Here is a 25,464-nt window from a genome sequence, read left to right on the forward strand (position 1 = left end):
GTCAGTTGTTTTTTGCGCTATTTCTAACTCACTTACTTGCTCTTCCATCGGATCTGTTACTTCTTTCCCAGCTCCGCTATCTTTCACCTTCTTAATTTCTTTCTTGAGCGAATCAATCTTCTTTTTCCCTTGATCATAACGCATATCTGCCATCTTCTGATCAAGCTCAGCTTGCTTCATTTGAAGATTAATCTCTTCATTATCATAAGAGAATAACTTCGTACCTTTCTCTACCTCTTGTCCCTCTTTTACCTCAATATCTTTCACTTTTCCTTTGGCCGGATCCGCATAGAAACTTTCAATATTCCCAGGCTTCACCTGACCAGAAACTAACTTCGTATTATTCAGCTTACGCTCTGTCACTTTCTCAAAGCTTACAGCATCAGCCGTTGTTGATGCGCCCTTCTTCTTACCTTGCATAATAAAAATATTAACTGCTGCCACAATAACAATTAGTGCAATAACTCCGATAATAATCCATTTTTTCTTCTTATTTGGAGTACGAACCGTATTTGGTAACATATTCTCTCTCCCTTTATAACTTAATAGTTTAATATAAAAAATTGTATAAAACTTTCTGAAAATACATTACATATTATTACATTATTTTTACAAAGTTTTACACATCCATTTATATTGTAACAAAAATTCCAATGATTAGAAATATGACATCTTGTCTTTTAAGATAGATTTAAGGAAATATTATATTATATAGAAAAAGCTATCCAATATAAAAATTGAATAGCTTTTCAAACAAAATATTACGCCGCTTTAGGATCTTTTCTCTCATGTCCACGTTGAACGATGAACAAGAAGACTGTTGATAAAATTGCACCTGTTAATAGTAAGATAAAGCAACCATCCCAGCCAGAACGATCAACAATAACACCAATTGCTGCGTTTGCTACAAGACTTCCGCCCACATAACCGAACAGACCACACATACCAACTGTCGTACCTACCGCAAATTTCGGTACTAATTCCATCGCACTTAAACCGATTAAGAACTGTGGTACGTAAATTAAACATCCGATAATAGAAACTGCAATACTTACAACAAGTACGCTAGTTGCTTGCCAATATACAAACGTACCAATAACAACTCCAACCATACTAATAATACACAATGGCATACGTTTCCCTTTAAATAATTTATCACTTAAAAGACCAACGATTAACGAACTTGGAATTGCCATACCTTCAAAGATTGCGTATGCTGCATGTGCTTCATTTTTTGAAAAACCTTTAACTGTCGTTAAATAAAGTGGAACCCAGTTAATAACACCGAAACGAATTAAATAAACAAATGCATTCGCAATACATAAGAACCATACAAATTTATTTTTTACTACATATTTCATTAAAATTTCTTTTGGTGACATCTTGTTAGCATTATCTGCTTTTTCAAGATTTTCATAGTCATTACGATACTCATCAATTGGAGGAAGACCTTCAGACTCTGGTGTATCCTTCGCATTGATCCAAACAAGAACTGAAATTACCATTGCGATAATCGCTGGGAAAATAAACACGCCGCCTTGCCAATGACTTTCACCGAAAATACCTACACCAATTCCAACAAGTGGTGGCACAAGCATTCCGCCAACGTTATGTGAAATATTCCAAATACCTGTTTTCGTACCACGTTCTTTCTTTGAGAACCATTTCGTCATAACGATACTACAAGGTGGTGCTCCCATACCTTGTACAATACCGTTCAGGACAAGTAATGTAACAATCATTCCAAATGAAGATGCAAACCCGAAACAAATATTTACAAGCCCTGATAAGAATAATCCGACTGCAATAAAGCGCTGGGCAAAAGCTTTATCTGATAAATTCCCCATAAAGAACTTACTAAATCCATAAACAATCGCCATTACTGAACCTAGTAGTCCAATTTCAGCCGTACTAAAACCATATTCTTGTACTAAATACGTACTTGATAACGTAAAATTACTGCGCACTAAATAATAAGCAGCATATCCAACAGAGATTCCGATTAGCACACGAATACGTAGTAACGTATATACTTTCGCGATCATATCCGCTGGTAATCTCTCAATTGCAGGTGCTGGCTTAAGCCATTTAAACATATACTCTCGTCTCCTTTTCTCACTTTTGAGAGAGACGCTGTCTATTCCATATCTCGATTATTCCACTATTTGATATATTTTGGTTCGTCCTTCTAACCGGCTGCCCTTCTATTTCTTTCTCATTCTTCGCAAACATCGTTGGTACGCCAAACGAAACTTTTTCTAAAATGTGACCCGCTTCTTCTGATAAACAATAATCAATAAATAAATCCGCAATAATACCACTCGGTGCACGTTTTAGTTTCGAAATCGCATTGACAGACAAACCTGTTTGCTCAGGTTCGTTACTTAAAATAGGAAAGCCTCGTTTTTGAAGCATTCTCTGATCTCCCATAAAATTGATGCCTATCATATATTCACCACTTGCCACAAGTTCTGCTGGTATGTAACCATTCACCGTTACTTCTCCAACCTGTCCTGCAAGATGCTTCACATACGCCTTCGCTTCCTCTTCACCTAAAGTATCAATAAGTGATTGAAAAAACGTATATGCAGTACCCGAAACATTTGGATCTGGCATAACAATCTTTCCTGTGTACGCAGAGTTTAATAAATCTTGCCACCTGGATGGATACGGTAGGCCAAGCGGTGCTATTTCTTCGTTCCACCGCTCTTTATTAATTGCGATTGCCAATTTCTCTACTTCGTAACCGTACCAATAACCATCTTTATCTTTAACAGTTTTTGAAATACGATTCGCATGCTGGCTCGTCACAGGAATAGACAGATCTTTTTGCTTCATCATTTGATGTGCATCTACTGTACCGCCAATAATAATATCCGCTTTCGGATTTCCAGATTCTTCTTCCACTCTTCGAAGAAGTTCTTCTGTCGAAAGACGAATAAATTCATACGTACATCCACGCGGTTTACAAAATGATGAAAGCAATGCCTCACCAACTTCCTCACGGGCCGCTACATATGCAACAAGATGACGATCATCCAAAATAGGAAGACCACTTTTATTATATTTAATAGAGGTTGTATCTCGAGAGCAACTAGACATCGCTCCTCCAATTACTAGCAAAAAGAAGAAAAAGGCTATCTTTCTCATGACGCATTCTCCTTTACGAATAACTCTGCTAGAGAGCCTTTCATATACATGACATTCCCGTTATTATCACCGAGGTATTGCACAACAAAGTACGATGGATACACAGAAATCGTAAGAATATCTTCACGCTCATTCTTTACATGCTTACCTGATTTATAAGCTGTAATATAAGCAATCGGTTCATTCTGTGATTGTAATAATTTCTGAATTTCTCCGTAATCTGTAATTTGTTTTGCGTACCGAATAGAATCAAGCATGTGCGTAAGATTGATAGTACGTACTACATTCCCTTGACGTACTATGACATCCTTTGCTGAAGCAAAGAAATCACTAATACGCTCTGGCGTGTAATACAGGCTTAACAAATACGTTTGAAATGCCGAGATCATCGGATCAGTGCCCTTCTTCCCGTATACGTTCGCCTCATACTGGAACAAGTCACCTACTGCAAAAGTACGCTTATGTCCATTCAAGTACGTTACTTCTCCAGTAAATACTTGTTCTTGGCTCTCTGCCTCTCTCGGTTCTATTCGAATTCGGTCAAAGAATGAAACAATTGTATGTAAACGAACTTCATCCGTTACAACAATTTCTCCCCACTTTTCATGTCTTACTTTCACTTCAATTGGAAGAGATTCGTTCACTCTTTGTAAAACGGCTTGTTTGTCATTCACAATTGTGATTCGATTATATGTTTGTTTCTCCACAACATAAAACAAAACAAGAGAAACAATGATACAAAAGACAAACATAAGAATTTGAAATGATAGCCTTTTCATTTCTGCCTACCTCCAAGATAAAAAAACGTTGTTTCGAAAATACCGCATAATTGTTTCATAAATGTATCATTTAACCGCTTTCAAGTTTTTTATGTCTTCCATTCGTCTTGGAAGCAAAAATGTAATAAATATCGTAGTACCAACCTCTTCACTGCTCTCAATTCGCATACTTCCGCCTTGCTTATTCATAATCTCCTGACAAATATACAAACCATAGCCGTTCCCATAACTAGAAGGAAGCATTTTCCCTCCTGGAGACCCATTCCACTCGGCAAGTACATCCTCATCTATACCGATACCATCATCATGAACAAAAACCTTCGCCTCACGCTCACTTACAATTACATTCATGCGAATGTGCGTAGCATCACTATACTTAATCGCATTATCAAGTACATTTAAAAAGATTTGCTTCGTCTTATCAAAATCCGCAACGACATGTACATCCGTTAACTCATTTATCACTTCAATCTCAAATTGCTGCAGACGAGGTTTCACAATTGAAACTGCTTCTTCTGCTAATTCTTTTATATTCACAACTGTAGGTGACACTTCAAACGTACTCGTCCCGTACTTTGAAGACTTAAGTAATTCCTCTACAAGTGATAATAGACGCTCACTTTCTACAGCTACATACCGGAGACTCTCTTGCACATCTTCCTTCGAGTGTAACTTCGGAATTAAATCAACATAACCGATAATTGCCGTAAGTGGTGTCTTCAACTCATGCGTAATACGGTCCAAGAAATCTTTCTGTTTCTCTTTTTCTTCCTTCAATTGCTTAATATGCAGTTCAATTCCATCAGCCATCGCATTAAAGGATGCTGAAAGCTGTGCAATTTCCACATACTCATTTAGCTCAATCTTACTTTCATAATCGCCATTCGCAAGCCGCTTTGCCATTTGTCTCAACTGATCAATTGGCCTATGAAGAGACCTAGCTAAACGAACCGCAAAGAAAATACCTGCAGCCACTAAACAAAGAGATGTCATTAAAAAAGTCCAGCTCACATTTGTTAAAACTTCCTTCTCACCCGTTAACTCATCTATAAAACGAATGCTCCCAATGACATCGTTTCCATAATAAACCGGGCTTGAAAACAAAAGAATGGGTGCTGGCTCTCCTTCCGCAAAAACATAAGCTTTCTTACCCTTCAAAGAACTCTCAATATCAATATTCCGATGAAGTAACGCTCCTTTTTGTGTATCTGCAACAACATCTCCATTCTTTCCTATCATCTGTACACGGACATCCATCCGCTTCGCTAAGTACGAAGCAATTAAAAGCGAATTCGGACCTAACGTCTCGATTTCTGCTTCTTTCTCTAAATAATTCATCGTATAAATTTGTGCCTCTACACTTAACTTCTCAAGAGAATCAGCTGCATTATGATACATATTCTTCTCTAGTGAAATATAAACAACCGTATACAAAAGAAAAAGAATTGGAATCAACAATCCAACTATTCCAAATACCATATTCCGTTTTAACGACATATTATCACCACTTAACAATCCAGCTTATAGCCAACGCCATAAATTGTTTTAATATATTCTCCGCTCGTACCAAGCTTCTTACGTAATCTTTGCACCATAATATCAACCGCTCTCGTATTTCCGATATACTCAAAGCCCCACACTTTCTCGAGTAACTCATCTCTCATAAATACACGCTGTGGATTTGAAACAAACAGCTGACATAAATTAAATTCTCGGTACGTTAACTGAATCTCTTGTCCACTAACATGTAATTTTCTTTCCTTAGGACAAATTATTAACTCTCCAGCTCGAATTACTTCGTGGCTTGTAGTGACCCCCTCCTTCTTCACACGCCGACTCATATTCTTCACACGAAGAATGAGCTCCGCATAATTGAAAGGCTTCGTTACATAATCATCCGCACCGAGCTGCAAGCCGAGCAATTTATCATTCATCTGACTCTTTGCAGTTAACATGAGTACTGGAATATCCCTATCCTTCTCACGGAACAAGCGAAGTAACTCATACCCATCTGTATCCGGAAGCATAACATCCAAAATCAATACATCCGGCCCTTCCTTCCACTTCTCTAGCGCTTCTCTACCATCAGCCGCTACTAATACTTCATATCCTTCCATCTCTAACTGCATTCGAATCAAATTACGAATACTCGATTCATCATCAACTACAAGTATTTTCATCCTTATCCTCCTTCCATCCTGTATTATAGTACAGTTTAGTATAGCAAAAATCATACAAAAAAAGAGAGGATATTGTCGAACATATGTTGAACGACAATACCCTCTCTTTCACTTATTATATTTACTTAGCATATCCATTCGGTTGTTTTTGATGCCAATTCCAAGCATGCTCAATGATTGTTTTCACATTTACATACTTAGGATCCCATCCTAACTTCTCTTTCGCCTTCTGAGAAGAAGCAACTAAACGTGCTGGATCTCCCGCACGACGCGGTGCTACCTCAGCAGGAATTTCATGATTTGTAACTTCACGAACTGCATCAACGATTTCTTTTACACTGAAACCATTACCGTTTCCTAAGTTATAGAAATCACTTTCTCCGCCGTTTTGTAGGTCTTTAAGTCCTAAGAAATGAGCTGCTACTAAATCTTCAACATGAATATAATCACGAATACAAGTACCATCTGGTGTATTATAATCTTCACCAAACATCATAATTTTCTCACGTTGACCTAACGCTACTTGCAATACAAGAGGAATTAAATGCGTCTCTGGACGATGATCTTCCCCAATAATACCATTTGGAGTTGCACCAGCCACGTTAAAGTATCTGAAGACCTTATATTTTAAGTTAGACGCTTGGCTATACCAATGAAGCATTTTTTCAATTGCTAATTTTGTCTCGCCATACGTATTCGTTGGATTTGTTACAGTTTCCTCAGTAATAAGATCCACATCTACTTCGCCGTAAGTTGCCGCAGTAGATGAGAAAATGAACTTATCTACTTTAAACTCGTCCATTACTTCTAATAAGCAAAGTGCGCCATACACGTTGTTGTTATAATATTGAAGAGGTTTCTCCATACTAACACCAACTAAAGAATCAGCCGCGAAATGCATAACCGCGTCAATATTTTCTTTTGTAAAGACGTCTCTTAAGAAACTTTTATCACGAAGGTCTCCGTTATAAAACTTTGCGCCTTCTGTAATGGCATCTTCATGACCTGTTTGTAAGTTATCCACTACTACTACAGATAAACCTTCATCTACTAATTTTTTCACAGCGTGTGAACCGATGTAGCCAGCTCCGCCACAAACCAAAATTGAACTCATGTTATTCCTCCTACTATACTCAATACAACAAATATATAGTTTCTCTCATACATTTTATGCTTACCTATATTTTACCATAAACATTCATTTAAAATAATATAATGTGAACCGTAACGACAACTAACTTCTTAAAGTGACAAGCTTCTCTTCAACCTTCTCTAAATCCTCGACAGAATCTATTTCAAAGCTGGCATTGCTATCAATTTCATATAAATGAACATTCAGATGACCAATATTATCTTTCACAATATTATCCCAATACAGCTCACTAAAGTCTTCTTGTTCCACTGCTTTTTCTAACTCTTTTACGATATAATCCGCATCGTCCTTACACCAATAGGAAAGGCCACATAAAATGTAATCATCATGACCGTCACCAATTTCAATATCGTACACTTTCTTGCTCCCATCGTGCTTAATAATCCATTCATTGCGGAAGTCTTCTTTCCTTGCACTAAAGTATAAAGATGACTCTGGTTTTTCAATAAATATATTACGATGTAAATACACATCAGCATCTACCACATACGCATCTGCCAAATATTCACGCACTACATACATCGTATAAATATTGTTGTACATATTATATTTATCGTTATATACAAGACGTATATTTTCATATTTATCAACAAGATAATTGAATTTTTCCGATAAATATCCAGTAACAACAATAATTTCATCTATACCAATCTCTTGTAAATATTCAATTTGTCGTTCTAGCATCGGTTTCCCGTTTACCTCTACTAATGACTTTGGTTTCGTTAATGTTAATGGGCGCAAGCGTGTCCCCATACCAGCTGCTAATAAAATCGCTCTCATGCTACCTCTCCTCTATATTTCTTTCTCTTAATAAATTCATTTGCATCCGCGACTGTTAAAACAGCCCCTACAATAATGAATAAACAACAAATAATTAATTTCCAAGAAAATGGTGTTCCCATTACTAATATAGAAATCCAAATCGCCCAAGCTGAATATGTAATATTCAGCCCCATAGCTTTCGTTGGGCCCAGTTCATGGATTGCTTTATAGTAAAAAATGTACGAAGCTGTCCCAATTAACGCCACAAATATAATTAAGATAAATTCACTACTTACCATAACTTCTTTCGTTAAAAAATGCCCGCCTAATGTCGGTAAAATGATTAGTCCATATGTTACAGACGAAACAAGTTGGCGAATTTGCAACGCCTCTTCTGGTGAAACTTCCCCATCCTTCATACCATAGGCACAAATAACACATTCTAATCCCCAACCTATAATACAAATCAAAACAAAAATAAAACCTAACATATAGTTTTGTGTTGCAAATCCATCACCGGTAAAGCCAAGAATAATAATACTACTAATGCTTATTACAAGTCCTAACCAATTCCAAGAGCGTAAACGTTCTTTTAAAAACATAAATGCAAAAAATGCTCCAACGGCTGGATATATGGCTGAAATTGCTGCCGTATACGAAGCCCCTATATACTTTACGGCTAATACATAAAAAGTCATCCCTAAAGGTCCGCCCATTAAAGCGCCTAACATTACGAAACGACCACTTCTTGTTTTTAATTTAGAAAGTGCTGTTCGTAATTGACCTTTAAGTCCCATATAGACCATCATCCACAATGTCGACATAAAATCATGTAAAAATGTGCTAACAAGCGGCGCAAGGAATATAACTTGCTCCGTTTCCAACATAACTGTCGAGGATAATATAATCCCAATTAAAACCGTATCTATAGCCCAAGCAAATCCGGAGAACACACCATAAAAAATCCCTCTACTTTGCTTTCGATTCATACTGGTATCCTCCATAGTACTCTAAAAATAACTGTAAATTTTCTTTTGCCCGCGTATAACGATCCATTCCATATGTTCCGAAATCACTACCCGCTGCTTCTTTAATCTTTGTCCAAATACTCCATAAAAAGTCTTGGAAAATTTTATTTAATAAGATTCTTTGTCGATGCATTTCTTCTACTTTTCCATTAAAATAGTAATCTAAAAATAACTCTTCATCTTCAGCTGAGAATTCACACTCTAAACTATGTGCTGCAATATCCCACATCGGATCATTCAAGCCGCCATACTCCCAGTCGATTAAATACATCTTGTTTTCTCCGTTTTTCACAAAGTTTTCAGCAACAGTATCATTATGGCAAGGTGTTAACTGAACATCCATTTTCTCATACATTGCTTTTAATCGCATAACTTGCTTCTTTACCTTTTTATAATCAGCAAAGTTTGAACCATTTGATTTACTTAATAAACCTTCATAATGCTCAATTTTCTCAAATACATTAAACGTATTACTCATCGCTGCACTTGATTCATGTAATTCCTTCAAAATAGCTGCCGTTAACTGCATGTTATCACTACGTCGCGCCGTTTTCGGATTCAATGTTTCTGCATTTGAAATAAGCTCTGCTAACTTAACACCTGTTTCTTCATTAAAGTATAGAAGCTCAGCGTCAATTCCTAGCTCACTTGCCAAATTAGAATTCACCATTTCATCATGACGACTAATCATTTCTTCCGTACCGCTTCCTGGAATACGAAGTACATATTCTGAATCCCCAACACTTACCTTGAAATTCGTATTTGTCATACCACCAAATGGTTGAATATTTGTAATAGCATCTTCTGGAATATTTAAAGCCTCCATAACGTGGCCTTTAATTTGTTTTTCTTTAAACTCTGCTTCTTTTCTCAATAAACGAGGGTAAATTTTATTCCTCACAACTTCATATTGCTGTTTTGTATCAATTTCTGCCCATACAATATTTTGTAATTTGATATGCCCAATATCATATGTTCTTGCAACATCAAGAAGTAAATATTCATAATTCACATACGGATTTTGATTATGATTAAACAACTCCAACATATTAAGAAAAACATCATAAGAAAGTTTTGAAATTCCAATCATCTCGCCATCAATACGATTTAATTGATGAACATCTTTCGAGATTTTATACAAGTTCCCGTTTTGAATCTCTACAAATGCCTCATCACCAGAACCACTTTCATTCGTAATCAATACACAGTCCCGTTCCGGATATTGTAGCAATTGAGAAATCGCATCTTCTTCTATTAAAATATCATCTTCAATTAATAGAAAATCATCTGTAATTAAACTTTGAACACTTGAAATTGAAGCCATAGAGCCTGTCCATTTATATTTCGGATTTTCTACAAAGTATACTCCTTGCTCTTTATTCCAAGAAGCAAATTTTTCTTTTTTATATCCAGAAACAATAACAACTTTTTCAATCCCGTTATTGTGTAATATCTCTAAATTTCGATTTAAAAGTATTTTATCACCAATGGATAATAACCCAGATGGTTTACCTAATTCCTTACGATTTCCTGCCGCAAGAATAACTGCTTGCTTCACTTTTTTATACTCTCGCTGATGAATACGAATCTTTTTTTGCTGCAGTGTAGCTAACTCGCTCTGCAAAAATTTAAGACCCTGTTCTTTCACATAATAGCTTATATGTTTTCCATTTTTTTCACTAACAACATAATTTTTTTTCGTCAAATCATTTATAATATAATTCACTTTTCCGGTAGATATCCCACTACGTTCTGCAATTTTCTTCTGACTTAAATGTGGTTCTTTATTAATAATTTCTAATATATCAAGCACATGTTGCATATGTGGTCCCCCATAACATCGATAATACATTCAAAATTTGAACGCAACATTAATATTATCACTAATAAGGTGGAATGTAAATTTGTTGTAAAATTTCAGTAAATACATTTTTACATTTCTCCTATCATCTAAAATAAAAAGAAGTGCCCCTGCTTATTTTGCACAGGGGCACTTCTTTTTATTTATAAATAGCCTCAACGTTATTGGCTGACACAACTTTAATATTACTAGCAGAATTTGCAAAATCCCAATTCTCATCCTTAATCATATAATTAGGACCATAGTTTTCAGTAAGGTACTCTTCAACATTTGAAGGAACAGGGAATTCTTCGCCCTTGAATGGCATTAATTTCGTTCCTAACAATGTAGAACTTGCTGTTTTCGTTTTCCATCCTGTAAGGATCTTTTCAGTTCCTCTTTCCTGCGTCGACATCTCATCAGTTCCTTCAAAGAAGTAACACCATACTTTATTAGGATCTTCCGAAAAATAATAGAACAGATCGATATGAGTTCCTTTATAAGTGAAAGTTTGCTCTACAACATGACCATCAACTGTGAACTCCCTAAACGTCTTAACACCTTTATCATTTAACGTTTTCTCTAGTGCTCTTTTCTTCTCTTCACTTATATTAAAAGTACCAATATCCATATCTAAATCATGGCTTATGAAATCTTTTTCTCGCACAGCTCCAAGTAACGTGCCATAATCTAACCAAAATTCTTGATCATGCTCTTTAAAAGCTTCTTGCACTAATAGTAAACACTCTACTCCATATTGTTTAATATTGTTTCGTACTAATTGCAATTGCTTATTCGCACGATATTCTAAAGGCTTTTTTAACAATGTACGAACTAGCTTATTTCCTTCAATAAATTTTCTAATTTCTTGTTTAAATCCCATATAAAAATCCTCGCAATAACATCTATTTAAAGTAATATAACGGAATAAAATCACTCACATATCTCCGTTATTTTCTCCGTTTCCTACACCATCATACTATTTGACACCACATTTTTCAAAGGGAAAGTCAGATTTTTGGATTGGTCGTGTTGTATAAATGAAAACAAATTACTTATGCTATAACAAATAACCCTTACGCTTAGACAGTAACCCCGTACTTACATAAATAAAAGGCATACGATTTCTCGTATACCTTTTGTGTATCTTTCATTACTTAGCCACGAAATAATCCGTTACATATTGTGCCCAAACTTCATGTCCTTTAGCACTTGGGAAACCAAACTCTTCTTGTAAGTACGGTAAAATAGCCTTTGTTGCTGCATCAGGCCATGCTCCCCAGTGATCAACATATGTATAACCATTTTGCGTCGCAAATTGCTTTAATGCCTCAATTGCTTTCGGATAATTCTTCGCACCATACACTGGGTTTGATGGTTGAATCATAATTGTAGCACCTTTTGCACTAGTAGAAAGTGCTTGAACAAACTTCTGTGTACTCGCAACAGAGTTCCCATTACCAGTTTTACCGTTATCAGTAATAAATGGTGGCTCAAATAAAATCACATCTGGCTTGTCTTTCGCAATCTCTTTATCACGCTTATTCGCGATTAACTCGTCTGTACTTTCACCCTTATATTCCTTTACTGTCACATTCCATAAACCTTTACCGTAAGCAGTTTCTAAATTAGCTGTTAACTTAGCTGCCCAAGCATCTTTTTCAGATGAAGAAGCTTCATCACCAACAATAACAAGATTTACTGCCTTTTTCTCTTTAGCAGCTTTCTTCAACTTCTCTTTCACTTCATCTGGTAAATTCTTCGCATATGCTTCATTAAAAGATGACTTCGCATCTTGCTTTTTCTCTGCTTTTTTCTCTTCTTTCTTCGCTCCGCTATCCTTCACTTCAGCCTTTGTCTTCGTTACTTCACTCGTCTGTCCCGTTGCATTTGCAACTTTCTTATTCCAGTACAATTTACCGCTCACAATCGAAGCAACAAACAATACAAAAACAACAAGAACAAGTACCGCTTTCTTATTCATCGATTCACCTCATCTATTAATCTCACAACATATAATATTAATATAAATCCATGCAAAAATAAACCCAACTCCTTCCAAAGGAGTTGGGTTATTACATATTATTTAGTCACTTCAAGATGTGCTCTTAACTTATTCGTTATATCTTGTTTCGCTGCATCTGGAACATAGTAATACCAAATGCCATCAGCGGCTTTGTGGCCGTCGCCTGGGATTTGAATCTCTTCACTGTTCTCCATGCAATCTTTATAATTCTTTTGAATCTCAAACATTTGCTCCTGAGTTAAACTTGTTTTTACGTTTTTCTCAATAGCTTTTAATACGTCACCGTAACTTGCTAGAGAAGATACACTTGCACCTTGTTTAATTACTCCCTGAATAACTTGACGTTGGCGCATTTGGCGACCGAAGTCACCTCGTGGGTCAAGTTTTCTCATCCTAGAATAATGTAATGCCTTAGTACCATCTAAATGAATATTTCCTTTTTCAAAATGTATTCCCTCATAATTAAAATCTAAATCATTATTAACATCTACACCACCAACAGCATCTACAATATCTTTAAATCCATCCATATTTACTTCGATATAATGATCCACTGGTACATTAAGAAAATTCTCTACTGTTTTTACAGCCATATCAATCCCGCCAAATGCGTAAGCATGGTTAATTTTGTCCTTTTTACCCTTCCCAACGATTTCTGTATAAGAATCACGCGGAATACTAATAATTTTCATAGATTTTGTCTTGGGATTTAATGTAAATAGCATTAACGAATCTGATCTTCCTTGATCTTCACCACGTTGGTCTACACCCATCATTAAAATAGATATTGGCTTTTTATCCGAAATATCTACCTTCTGTTCTCGTTTTTCAGATTTCTCGCGATCTAATGGTTTATGGACAGCATCTAATGTATTAGACACATTAGAATAAACAGTATATGCATATACTCCACCACCAACAATAAGAATTCCAATAATTCCTAGAATCCAAAATAAAATTTTCTTTTTCATCTGTTTAACCTTCTTTCGAAAATCAAAATCTTTTCTCAAAAAACATAGTTATAATTATAACTTAAATACATATTAAATATCTAATCTAACTTTTCATTTAATAAAACATATTCTTGATCAGCCATTTACAATTAGTTCATTATACTTGTACGTTTTCTAAACTTCTTAGTTCATATAGATTATTAAAATTGTAATAAGAAATTTGTTTACTGCTTATGTTCATACAATTACGTGTATCAAATATAATAGCCTTTCTTGCATTATCAATAATTATTTTTTCATCTATTTGTTTAAATTCATTATGGTCTGTTAGTACCAAAATACATTCTGCATTTTTCACAGCATTCTCTAGACTATATAAATTAAAGTGCACCTGATTTTCATGAACATGGGGATCATGTACAGCAACCTGGTAACCCTGGTCTTTAAGTAAATCTACAATTGTCATAGCTGGGCTTTCTCTGACATCATCAATATTACCCTTGTATGTAATTCCTAAAACTGCAACTTTTGCATTCTTATCTGGAATAATCTTTGCTAATTGTTCTACAACAAATACAGGCATAGAATTATTTATAAAGCGTGCATTAGAAATTAATTGAGACTCTTCAGGTGCCTTTTCGATAATAAAATACGGGTCTACTGCTAAACAATGCCCTCCAACACCTGGTCCCGGAAGATGTAAGTTTACTCGAGGATGGTGATTAGCTAGTTTAATAACCTCTAAAGCATTTACGCCAAGTTTTTCAGAGATTTTTGCCAATTCATTTGCTAATGCAATATTTACATCACGGAATGTATTTTCCATAAGCTTAGACATTTCTGCTGTTACAGCAGTAGTTTCAAGGATTTCTCCTTTTACAAAACTACCGTAAACTTCGGCTGCTTTTTGCGTAGATTTTTTATTAATCCCACCAACTATTCTTGTATTCTCTACTAATTCAATTAAAATACGTCCAGGCAACACACGTTCCGGACAATGCGCAAGGTAAATTTCTTCTCCTACTTCCCATCCCTGTTCCTCAATAATTGGAGCCACTGTATCATCAATAGTTCTTGGCGGAATCGTAGATTCTACAATTACAATACTTTCCTTCTGTAAGAATGGTAAAATAGACTTAGTAGCTTCTACGACATAGTCTAAATTTGCAGTATGATCAGCATTGTGTGGTGTAGGAACAGCAATAATAAAAACATCCGCCTTGGTTGGTTCTACACTGGCGATCAATTTCCCCTTTTCTACTACATCTTTAACTAATTCTCCTAATCCAACCTCTTCAATATGAACTTTACCTTGGTTAATCATTTCAATTGCAACCGGGTTTACATCTACCCCTATAACATCATATCCTGCTTTTGCAAATATAGCTGAAGTTGGTAAACCAATATAACCTAAACCTACTACACAAACTTTCTTATTCATTTTCACCAATCCTTATCTTTTTTATTATTCTTTCAGTTAATTAAATTCTATTATTACGTATTAATGATCCTCAACTCTTTAATTATAAAGCCTCTTTACACTACCTATAATCTTTCATTTGGAATATATCCCTTCTATTAACGATAGCATTTTTTCAATTGTAAAGGTTTCTTCAAATGTCCTAAAACTATTTTTAGAGAGCTTGTTATATAGAATAGGGTCTTTTATAATTTCTAATATTTTTTGTGTTCCCTCTTCAGCATTATCCTTATCAAAAAGATAACCATTATAATCATCAACCACTATTTCATTATTACCTACAACATCCGTCGCAATAATAGGTTTTTTATATGATAACGCCTCTATTAATGAGTAAGGCATACCTTCGTATAAGGAGGTAGATAGGAATATATCAAAGCGATTTAATTCTATATCTGGATTCGAATGAAATCCTTTTAATTTAATAAATTTATTTAAATTATTTTTTTCGACATAATCGAAAACTTCTTTAAAATACTCTCCGTCACCAATGTACACAAACTCAACGTTTTGATTTTCCTTAATTACTTGTTCAGCTATACGAATAAATAACCATGGGTTTTTTTGATAATCCATTCTCGCAATCGTTCCTACTACCAATTTCTCTTTAAAATCTTTTAAAGAAAATTTGCTATCTGCAGAGGGAAATGAAATACCATTATATACTACCATTGACTTATTTAATGAAATGACTTTATGCTCCAAAGCAAATGTTTCTTCACCTTTGGAAACATGAAGAGCCTTTGTTGTTAAAAAACCTAATAATTTTTCAATATTTTTATATACGAATTTTTTCTTTGAAGATAAATTCGGGTTTTGAAATACATATGCATGTGGTGTATAGTATATCTTTTTCACCCCACATATTTTTGCCGCTATCCTACCTATTGCACCTGCTTTAGAGCTATGGCAATGGACAATTTGCGGCTTGATTTCTCTTAGTATTTTTATAATTGATTTTGTAGCCCTTATGTCATTCTTAGCTGATAATTCCCTCACCATTTCTGGGACTTCATAAAAATAAAGCCCTTTTTTCATAAACTTATTTTTTGCCAATAGGAATACATCATCTACCCGCTTAGTACCATGTACAACATGTACCTCATATTTATCTAGATCTAAATTGGAGAGTACGTCTACTAAATGTCTCCTAACTCCTCCACCTAACGCCTCACATATAAAAACAACCTTTTTCATTACTCATGACCCCTTTTATCATTAGTTAGAAGATCTACTTAGTAAAGACTTAATACCAATAATTAGTTTATTAGGAGCTATTAGCAAGATAAAAGACTTTACTATTCCCACATAACTTTCTAAAACTAGGGGGTTAAAATATTTTCTTTGAATTTTTATTCTGCTATACAACTGTCTCTTTCGTTTACTTAATGAGATACTATTAGGATTAATTTCTTTACAAATAAGAACTTCATCTAAATTTGCAACCTCATATTTATTCATTATTCTAAAGAAAAACTCATAATCTTCTGCTGCTGGAAAATCAGTGTGGTATACACCAATCTGTTCAATAATTATTGTTCTAAACATAACGGATGGATGTGGGAAACAACTATTAATATGCATCTTCTTTTTTATCTCATCTGTTGAAAGCGGTACACGCTCTATAAACACTTCTTTACCATCCATATCTGTATGCCTTACATTCGATCCTATCAACATATAATTTGGATTATCTAACATATATTGTTTCTGTTTATAAAATCGATTAGGTTCAATTGTATCTCCTGCATCTATCCTGGCAACAAATGTATAGCCATTATCACAAATATACTTTAATCCTAGATTTAAGACATGCTCAATTCCTTTATTGACTTCGGATTTTATAAAAATAATATGGTGAATTCCCATAGTCTCAGGAACATGGATCGGTTCCTTACTACCGTCATCAACAACTACTACATCTATCTTCTCTTTTGTTTCCTTCAATAAGGATTCTAAGGTTTGATTTAAACCAACTTGATCGTTATATACAGGAATTAATAATGCTATTTCTGGCATAAAACCTCTCCCGGTCATCGTTCATATGATAATAAAAAACGTAGATAAAGATTAAATATATTTTATTTAATCCTTATCTACAAATAAACATTTTAAATTTACTAACAGTAAAAATTCTTCTTGAAACTAATGCATAAATTATTTCATTAAAAATCCAAATAAAATAACAATAAAACCAGAACTTATTAGTCCTAAAAATAATAACTTTTCCTTGACCTTATTTATTACGATACCTATTAATATACAATTTAACCATATCCACATATTATATAACCTAGGGATTGGTAATCCATACACACTCGTGATTAAAATAATGAATAGCATAGGCATTATACAACATAATAGCCATATTTGATTGTCTATCTTCCTCTTTTTCACAAACAAAAGAAGGGCAACCCCTAGAAAACTAAACATCAAAATAAAGTTCTGATAATAGAAAGAAAATACATTTAAACTCTCAGAAAAAACGGATAAATCATAATTTTCCATAATTGTAGTTTGTCCAAAAAAGGCATAAAACGCACTGTATATAAGTAAATTCCATCCTTTTGAACGCTCTGTTATCCATGACTGAGTTCCATCATTTAAAGTAAGTTTACCTTGCACATTTTCAAATCCATAAATATAGCAACCTATAAACGCTATAATTATTAAACCAATTCCTAGAAAATACTTTTTCACAGACTGCTTTTCCGATAGAAAATAGGTGAAAAATAAGGATAAAATAGTAATAGGAGCTGCATATGATCTAAACAAAAATAATAATATTGATGTAATTAAAATTTTAGTAATATACTTTACTTTATAGTTAAATTTATCCTCAGCAAACAATATACAATAATAGCATAATAATATTACCAAAAAAGAATTTATATTATCTCTAGAAAGAGTGGATACTACAAGTATGTTAGCTGGATATAAATTATATAGCATTGTCGAAAAAATTGCCCATTTACTATTTAAATATCTATTTGCTATTTTATACAATAGATAATAACTTAATATACTAAATTTCAATTTTAATAATATTAAAGTTAATAGATTTGAGCCGAATATACTAATTAAAATCGCGTTAAGAATATTATAAGCATTATACGGGCCAAAAAATCCAAAATGCGGAAATTCACCAGATAACCAATATCCAAAGCTTCCTCCAGAAAAAACTTCCATTAGTTGTTGTGATTCATCGTAATAATTTTTGGTATCCGCATAGAAATTCCCACCAATTTTACCAAATAAGTTCCCATCATGAAAACCTAAATTAATAGCATTATAATATTGAATATAAACTGTAATTACAAATAAAATCGTCAGCAATATGCCTAATAGGCAAATGATTGGTTTATCTACTTTAAGATGCCTATATAACAGTACATTTAAAATTAGTAAACTGAAAATTATAGATATATTCTGTATCTCATTAGTTACAAAAACCGAAAATACTAAAATTACTATATAAAACAGTGAAAAATTGTTAATTTTTTTATTCATATTTTCTTGAACACCCTATATAAAGTTAGTAAAATCCTTAATTAAGAATTCTCTGTTTGCACAAGATTATTGTACCGATTTGAATTGACATTATAACTATAGAATCTTTTCAATTCAGAATAATCAAACCCAGAGGGAGAGACACTAATCTCTATTAATTTATCTGCAATTTTCCCCTTTCGATTATCCACGTTATCAAATAACTCTGTTAAAGTTGATCCCACATTCAAAATACGCTTATCTGCATACAAATAATCAATAATTTTACTAGGTATTTGACTTGTGCTTTTATTGTTTAAGTTAATTAATAAATCCATCCTCTTCATAATACTAATAATTTCATTTCTATCTTTAAAAGTATTAACTGTAATTGGGAGCATATTTATATCTAATCCTTCAAGCCTTAAGAACTCCTCTAATGCATTGGTATTTCCAAAATAATGAAACTGTATTTTAGGGTTCTTTTCACTAGCTAATATTAGACCATGAATAAATTCAACTGGACTTCTAATTCCCTTATAAAAAGATCCTGCATACATTATATTAAATTTATCTTTATCTACCTCATAATTACTTTCCCCTTGCGCCTCCTCAAAGAGTTGGGGAATAACATGAATTTGCGATTTATTTACTCCTAAACTAGTATAGCAATCTATCGCACTTTCCGTTGGAATTACAATAGAATCTACATTATTAAGTATCCTTGATTCCAAAAATCTATCGTATTTTCTTATTTCTCGATCTGGGTTATAAGAGAATGGATCACCATAATCAGCTATCCATTTTAAATGAGGGGCATCTTTTTTTAATAAATGTCCTGTAATATGGGTAGACACTGGTAATCCCACAGTCACCATGGCTATACCATTACTATGCAACTTATTTTTTTTCACATAACGATAAGCATTTATTGCCCATTCAATCGTTCTATCTGGCCAAATAAGTACATCGTATAATTTTTTAAACCCTCTAGTAAGAAGGTTACTATGAGAACTGTTTAATATATTTCTGTTAACATCCCATCTATTTTTTTCTTTATGAAGTAAAATACCTGGTTTGACTTGATGCAAGGTAATATTATCCAAGTTTTTATTACCTATTTCTTGGTACATAGCATTTTTAGGGAGTACTAAATCCACATGATATCCATCCTTTATCAAGGAGGAAACTATCCCTTTCACATGAAAGGCCCGAGCTACATTTTCTGGATAATACCAGTAACTGATTACTACTACCCTTTTCATTTTCTATACAGCCACCTTCGCAGTTTATATATAATTACAACTCTTTTTTATGTACTACTCGTTAAAAACTTATAGATTTTCCTCATCAAATAGAGTACATCTTATTTTTCACTTATAATATTCTTGTATAAATTTAATTCTTTTTCACCATTTCTATCCCAATCAAAATTATTTAACCACTCACTAGAGAGGTTTACACTGTATTTATTTTTAAGGATAAATACAATTTTTTCCGCCAATTTTTCTTCGAAATATTGGTCATCTTTTATAATACAAGTTTTATCAATAATTACTTCCGGAATTCCACCATTACTACTTCCAATTACAGGTATACCGCACGCTTGTGCTTCTAATAGAACTGACCCCAATCCTTCCTGACGACTAGGTAAAATTAATACATCCATTACACTAAGATAGTCGACTACCTCTTGAGGCGCTACCTTTCCAGTAAACAAAAATTTAGCATCAATTTTATTGAATTTTTGTTCCATCTCTTGCTTTAAATCTCCGTCGCCTATAATGAGAAAAGTAAATTCGTCTTCAGTAATTTTATTCAGTTCTTTATATATTTGAGGGATTTTATCGACTCTTTTCACTTCAACTAAGTTACCAATATACCCCACCAAATACCCTTGAAGACCATACTTAGTTCTTAATTCACTCTTCTTTTTTAAACACACTGGATAAAATTTTTCTCTATCGATCCCATTATATATAATCGAAAAATTATTCCCACAATATCCAAGATCTCTAGCTTCTTTTTTTAAATATTCACTCACAAAAATAGTTTTATCCGCATGTTCTAGATTTCGAACAATTACTTTTTTTAAATTCATACTTTGTTTAGGCATAGTATGAATATCACTACCATGCAATGTCAATGCATATGGAATCCCCAAAAAGCGCTTAATATAGTAAGCTAAACTTCCTTGAGTATGCCCCCAATGAGCACTTACCATATCAAACTCTTGTATTTCCATCTTATTTTTTAAAATAACCTCTAAATAGACTAAAAAGTCTATTCCTAACTTTTCTAAAACCTTTTTCGTAATCGTATTCTTCAAATAGAGTTTTCTATATTTGATATCTTCATATATAAAAAACTCCCCCTCTTTTTGATAAATTTTTTTCTTTAATAATTTCTTCAATAATTTCAATATTATTCCATCGTAAAAATTTATACAATATTTTTCACTATCAACCTTATTATTATTTAACTTAATCCTCTTGTGAGTTGCATTGAATAATCCGGTTTTATTTTGAGGATCCATATTGACTAGATATAAAATCTTCATAGGTTTCTCCCTTTTAATTTTAATTCTATATACATAATGTGCCGAAAGAAAAAATAGAATGAGGAATTTTCTCCTCATTCTATTTCTATACTTTTTTAAAATAAATTCTATTGATGAAGATAGTTATAAAATATGTAGCTGTTGTAGCTATAGCTGCGCCTAATGCTCCAAATTTATAAATTAATATGAAATTAAGAATTATATTAAAGCCAAAAGAAATGCAACTCACTTTAAAATTCAAATCTACTCGCCCTATACTAAGTAATGTGATTCCTTTAGGTGAATAAATACTCCAAAAGAACAATCCTATTACAAGGACTTGAAAATAAGGTACTGAATTCACATACTCTTTTCCAAATATCAGTGGCATCATTAACGGTATTATGAAAAATGTTGATGTACATAATAGCGCCGTTATCATCAACATTCTACTTTCAAATTTTTTCAGCATCTTTTTTATTTGAACCCTATTATCTGTTTGTTCAGATATGTACGGTATCATTAATTGATTTAGCGTGTTAGGGATAATCATCATAGAAGTGATTATAAGCTGCGCTATACCATAATAACCTACTTCTTTCGGATCGACATTCATGTAATTTAAAATAAGGATATTAAATGTAAGTATTAATTGACCTAATAAATTTGTAATAAACGAATAGCTACCTAATTTCAATGGCTTTGCGATCAATCCTTTGTCTATTCGTTTATATTTTATGGATTGTAACTCAGATTTAATAAAAGGTACAAATAGTAATGTTGTTAATGATAATGCAACTACTAAAGTAATTATGTAGCCTGTCATTCCATAAATATATGCTCCTAAAATACTTATTATTACTACAGCAATTTTAGAAATACTTTGTACATTAGACATTAAATGAATTTTTTTCTGAGATTGTAAGTAAGCGACAAAATACGCACTTATGGAAAGGAACGGTAATTGGAAAGCATAAATTTTCATTAGATTATTTATTTTGATGTCCGATGAAAAACCTCCGAATCCCGCTATAATGAAAGTTAACAAAGTAATAAATACCGAGAAAAATACTGTTATCTTGAAACCATCTTCAAATAATCTCTGCTTTTGCTGTATACTAATTTTTTCAGAACACATTTTTAATATGGCAACATTCAATCCTAATCCAGCTATAATTGTTAAATTACTTAAAAAAGATTGCAATACCTTTAATCTTCCAATGTCTTCAACAGATAGAATTCTTGTTAAAAATATCTGCCCACCGAATCCCGCTATTTGTAGCAAAAAGTTTGCACTAAGGAGATGTACGAAGCCTTTCTCCATAGCTTTCTTCATTACTAATTTAATTTTTCCAAATAGATTTTTGCTCCGCAATGCTATCGATTTCATTCTTCATTTCACCATCATTTACTTTCCAAGCTAAATTTAATAATTTGATTTTTTCAACAGTTAACAAAATCTTGTTCAACCTTAAATTGTATATAAAATTATTAATAAGCACCCTTACGTAATACGACCAATAAAACCGTTTTAAATAAGATAATAATATCTAATTTTAAAGATTGATTGTATACATAATATAATTCTATATCCACCCTTTCTGGGTATCCTACATCACTTCTACCACTTACTTGCCAATAGCCTGTTAAACCAGGGCTCACAGATAAAAAGTCTGAAGTTTTAGAGCCGTATTCTTTTAATTCTTCCTGAATTACTGGTCTCGGACCAACTAAACTCATATCACCTTTAAGGACATTAATAAACTGTGGTAATTCATCCAAACTTGTTCTTCTTAAAAAGCGCCCTATGTTTGTAATACGTGGATCTTCCTCTGGCTCAAGTTTATAGTTATTATCTATATATTTCTTATATAAAACTTCATTTTTCTCTAATTTCTCTTCGGCATTAACTACCATAGAACGGAATTTATAAATACCAAATAATTTACCATCTTTACCAATTCTGGATTGTTTAAAGAAAACTGGTCCTTTTGCATCCCCACGCATGTAAAGGATAGGAATTATAATAAAAAATGGAGAAAATACTATTAAACCAATAATAGCACCTATAATATCAAGTGTCCTTTTTAAAAATGCATGGAAAATTGATGTTTTTTTCACTACGCCTATTTCTTTCTCCACAGATTCATGTATCAATCCTCTTTCTTCCAACTTTTCTCCACCTCACCTTTACACATGTATATTTTCTATTTTTATAAGTTCAGTCATATACTCCATTAATTCGTCCTTTAATTCTTTATGTTGTAACGCCATTTCAATTGTCGTTTTAATAAACCCAAACTTCTCACCAACATCATAACGAGTTCCTTCAAAATCATAGGCAAATACACGCTGAATTTCATTTAATCGTTGAATCGCATCTGTCAGTTGAATTTCCCCACCAGCACCTGTCTGTTGGTTCTCTAAAAACATAAAAATTTCTGGTGTTAATACGTAACGACCCATAATCGCTAAATTTGATGGTGCTGTTCCTTGGGCTGGTTTTTCAACAAATTGACGTACTTGATAACGACGCTCGTTTTGTTCAACTGGATCGATAATACCGTAACGATGTGTTTCATTTTCAGGTACTGTTTGTACACCAATAACTGACGACTGTGTACCCTCATATTGATCCATTAATTGACGTAAACATGGCGTTTCTGCTTGTACAATATCATCACCAAGTAATACCGCAAATGGTTCATTTCCAATAAACTTACGTGCACACCATACTGCATGACCAAGTCCTTTCGGTTCCTTTTGTCTTATGTAGTGAATGTTAATTCTTGAAGAAGCTTGTACCTTTTCCAGCATTTCATACTTTCCTTTTTCTAAAAGGTTTTGTTCTAGTTCAAATGAATGATCAAAATGATCTTCAATCGCGCGCTTTCCTTTTCCAGTAACAATAATAATATCTTCAATTCCTGATTCAATCGCTTCTTCTATTATGTATTGAATTGTCGGCTTATCAACGATTGGCAACATTTCTTTCGGCATTGCTTTCGTGGCTGGTAAAAATCTTGTCCCAAGACCAGCTGCTGGGATAATCGCTTTTTTTACTTTTTTCAATTTCAGTCCCCCATATTTATTTATATGTAACAATAACAAAAACCCTACCTATAAAGTCATATTTATAACTCCATAGGTAGAGTTTCTATTATAAATAAAATATGGGCATCTAACCCACCCTCACGTCATACTCCCGACGACAAGCGTCTAAGGTAGGTTCGAAAATAAATTTTCTACCCACAGCACGACCGAGTGCCTCCATTGATAACGGTTAGGAGACATCACCTATTCCTTATTTAAAAAATACCGAACAATTTCTTACGACGAATTTGTTCTGGGTCTTCTTTATAAATTGCTTTTCCGCTAATCAATAAGTATGGATTTTCTTTCAAATCACTCATAACACTCATTCCAAATTCTTTCTCAATTAATTCATAGCTTTCCGCTAAATGAAATCCTCTTGATGTTGTGTTATGTGCATCTGAAGCAACCATATGTGTCAAATTATGCTCCACAAGTTGTAGTGAAAACTTTTTAATTTTCTTTCCGAATTTACCTAATAAACTACCTGCGGTCACTTGCGTTAATGCCCCTTTGCTTACAAGGTTATATAACTTATCTGGCCGCTCGATTAACTCGGCGTTACGTTCTGGGTGAACGATAATTGGAATCATTCCCTTTACACGTAATTCGTACAATAATTGTTCGGCATAACGCGGTACGTGATTCGATGGGAATTCAATGAATATGTATTTGTTTGTTTCATTTAAGGTAACAATTTTACCAGCTTCATAGTCTTCTAATAAATCACCATATAACCTGACCTCTTGCCCTGGTAAAATTTTTAGTGGAATTTCATGTTGTTGTAGTTCATCATTTAGTTGTTTTACTTTATGAATAATGGAGGTACGTTCATTTATATATTTCCCATTTTGATGGTGCGGCGTTGCGACAATTGTATGTATTCCTTCTGCTACAGCCTTTTGTGCCATCGCTAAGCTATCTGTTACGGTTTGTGCACCATCATCGATGCCATGTAAAATATGACAATGTAAATCAATCATTTATTTTAT

Annotated in this window: 22 protein-coding genes and 1 pseudogene; all 23 read right to left on the minus strand. The window is 33.5% G+C overall.

Annotated elements, in window-relative coordinates; translation table 11 throughout:
- Positions 1 to 522: pseudogene (locus G9F74_RS20230) on the minus strand (efflux transporter periplasmic adaptor subunit); the annotation flags it as partial.
- Between the two features lie 239 nt (positions 523 to 761).
- Entirely contained in the window at positions 762 to 2,096 is a 1,335-nt protein-coding gene (gene pgtP / locus G9F74_RS20235; RefSeq protein WP_000477572.1) for an MFS transporter, read from the minus strand.
- Positions 2,097 to 2,115: 19 nt separating this feature from the next.
- Entirely contained in the window at positions 2,116 to 3,150 is a 1,035-nt protein-coding gene (locus G9F74_RS20240; RefSeq protein ID WP_001225622.1) for an ABC transporter substrate-binding protein, read from the minus strand.
- Positions 3,147 to 3,929, minus strand: coding sequence for a DUF3919 family protein (locus tag G9F74_RS20245; protein WP_000826601.1), 783 nt, complete (start codon positions 3,927 to 3,929; stop codon positions 3,147 to 3,149). Before G9F74_RS20245 ends, G9F74_RS20240 begins: the two co-directional genes overlap by 4 nt.
- A 66-nt stretch (positions 3,930 to 3,995) precedes the next feature.
- Positions 3,996 to 5,426 carry a sensor histidine kinase gene (locus G9F74_RS20250; protein WP_033668195.1) on the minus strand — a complete coding sequence of 477 codons (1,431 nt, stop codon included), beginning with the start codon at positions 5,424 to 5,426 and terminating at the stop codon, positions 3,996 to 3,998.
- Positions 5,427 to 5,437: 11 nt separating this feature from the next.
- Positions 5,438 to 6,109, minus strand: coding sequence for a response regulator transcription factor (locus G9F74_RS20255; protein WP_016107270.1), 672 nt, complete (start codon positions 6,107 to 6,109; stop codon positions 5,438 to 5,440).
- A 121-nt stretch (positions 6,110 to 6,230) separates the two neighbouring features.
- Positions 6,231 to 7,223 (minus strand): UDP-glucose 4-epimerase GalE, encoded by a 993-nt coding sequence (galE, locus tag G9F74_RS20260; RefSeq protein ID WP_016107271.1) that lies wholly within the window; start codon positions 7,221 to 7,223, stop codon positions 6,231 to 6,233.
- Between the two features lie 120 nt (positions 7,224 to 7,343).
- Positions 7,344 to 8,042 (minus strand): sugar phosphate nucleotidyltransferase, encoded by a 699-nt coding sequence (locus tag G9F74_RS20265; protein ID WP_016107272.1) that lies wholly within the window; start codon positions 8,040 to 8,042, stop codon positions 7,344 to 7,346.
- Positions 8,039 to 9,013, minus strand: a complete 975-nt coding sequence (locus tag G9F74_RS20270) for a DMT family transporter (RefSeq protein ID WP_001080586.1) — start codon at positions 9,011 to 9,013, stop codon at positions 8,039 to 8,041. Before G9F74_RS20270 ends, G9F74_RS20265 begins: the two co-directional genes overlap by 4 nt.
- Positions 8,994 to 10,874 carry a phosphocholine cytidylyltransferase/choline kinase family protein gene (locus G9F74_RS20275; protein WP_016107273.1) on the minus strand — a complete coding sequence of 627 codons (1,881 nt, stop codon included), beginning with the start codon at positions 10,872 to 10,874 and terminating at the stop codon, positions 8,994 to 8,996. Before G9F74_RS20275 ends, G9F74_RS20270 begins: the two co-directional genes overlap by 20 nt.
- Before the next feature lie 178 nt (positions 10,875 to 11,052).
- Positions 11,053 to 11,775 (minus strand): LicD family protein, encoded by a 723-nt coding sequence (locus G9F74_RS20280; protein ID WP_016107274.1) that lies wholly within the window; start codon positions 11,773 to 11,775, stop codon positions 11,053 to 11,055.
- Positions 11,776 to 12,045: 270 nt separating this feature from the next.
- Positions 12,046 to 12,876 carry an SGNH/GDSL hydrolase family protein gene (locus G9F74_RS20285; RefSeq protein WP_016107275.1) on the minus strand — a complete coding sequence of 277 codons (831 nt, stop codon included), beginning with the start codon at positions 12,874 to 12,876 and terminating at the stop codon, positions 12,046 to 12,048.
- Positions 12,877 to 12,974: 98 nt separating this feature from the next.
- Positions 12,975 to 13,889 carry a polyisoprenyl-teichoic acid--peptidoglycan teichoic acid transferase TagU gene (gene tagU / locus G9F74_RS20290; protein WP_016107276.1) on the minus strand — a complete coding sequence of 305 codons (915 nt, stop codon included), beginning with the start codon at positions 13,887 to 13,889 and terminating at the stop codon, positions 12,975 to 12,977.
- A gap of 139 nt (positions 13,890 to 14,028) precedes the next feature.
- Positions 14,029 to 15,312: a nucleotide sugar dehydrogenase gene (locus G9F74_RS20295; RefSeq protein WP_016107277.1), complete on the minus strand. Its 1,284-nt coding sequence runs from the start codon at positions 15,310 to 15,312 to the stop codon at positions 14,029 to 14,031.
- A gap of 114 nt (positions 15,313 to 15,426) precedes the next feature.
- Positions 15,427 to 16,548: a glycosyltransferase family 4 protein gene (locus tag G9F74_RS20300; RefSeq protein ID WP_016107278.1), complete on the minus strand. Its 1,122-nt coding sequence runs from the start codon at positions 16,546 to 16,548 to the stop codon at positions 15,427 to 15,429.
- A gap of 21 nt (positions 16,549 to 16,569) precedes the next feature.
- Positions 16,570 to 17,370, minus strand: a complete 801-nt coding sequence (locus tag G9F74_RS20305; protein ID WP_016107279.1) for a glycosyltransferase — start codon at positions 17,368 to 17,370, stop codon at positions 16,570 to 16,572.
- Between the two features lie 138 nt (positions 17,371 to 17,508).
- Positions 17,509 to 18,861, minus strand: coding sequence for a glycosyltransferase family 39 protein (locus tag G9F74_RS20310; RefSeq protein ID WP_016107280.1), 1,353 nt, complete (start codon positions 18,859 to 18,861; stop codon positions 17,509 to 17,511).
- Between the two features lie 41 nt (positions 18,862 to 18,902).
- Entirely contained in the window at positions 18,903 to 20,105 is a 1,203-nt protein-coding gene (locus tag G9F74_RS20315; protein ID WP_016107281.1) for a glycosyltransferase family protein, read from the minus strand.
- A gap of 101 nt (positions 20,106 to 20,206) precedes the next feature.
- The gene (locus G9F74_RS20320) at positions 20,207 to 21,400 is read right to left on the minus strand and encodes a glycosyltransferase (protein ID WP_016107282.1); all 1,194 of its coding nucleotides are present in this window, start codon (positions 21,398 to 21,400) and stop codon (positions 20,207 to 20,209) included.
- A gap of 85 nt (positions 21,401 to 21,485) precedes the next feature.
- Positions 21,486 to 22,769, minus strand: a complete 1,284-nt coding sequence (locus G9F74_RS20325; protein WP_229181191.1) for a flippase — start codon at positions 22,767 to 22,769, stop codon at positions 21,486 to 21,488.
- Between the two features lie 101 nt (positions 22,770 to 22,870).
- The gene (locus G9F74_RS20330; RefSeq protein WP_016107284.1) at positions 22,871 to 23,551 is read right to left on the minus strand and encodes a sugar transferase; all 681 of its coding nucleotides are present in this window, start codon (positions 23,549 to 23,551) and stop codon (positions 22,871 to 22,873) included.
- Between the two features lie 18 nt (positions 23,552 to 23,569).
- Positions 23,570 to 24,451, minus strand: coding sequence for a UTP--glucose-1-phosphate uridylyltransferase BpsC (gene bpsC / locus G9F74_RS20335; protein ID WP_016107285.1), 882 nt, complete (start codon positions 24,449 to 24,451; stop codon positions 23,570 to 23,572).
- 236 nt (positions 24,452 to 24,687) lie between these two features.
- Complete coding sequence (locus G9F74_RS20340) at positions 24,688 to 25,455, minus strand: tyrosine-protein phosphatase (RefSeq protein ID WP_016107286.1); 768 nt, start codon at positions 25,453 to 25,455, stop codon at positions 24,688 to 24,690.
- Positions 25,456 to 25,464 lie beyond the last annotated feature (9 nt).

Source organism: Bacillus sp. EKM202B, assembly GCF_011066025.1.
Taxonomy (GTDB): Bacteria; Bacillota; Bacilli; order Bacillales; family Bacillaceae_G; genus Bacillus_A; species Bacillus_A toyonensis.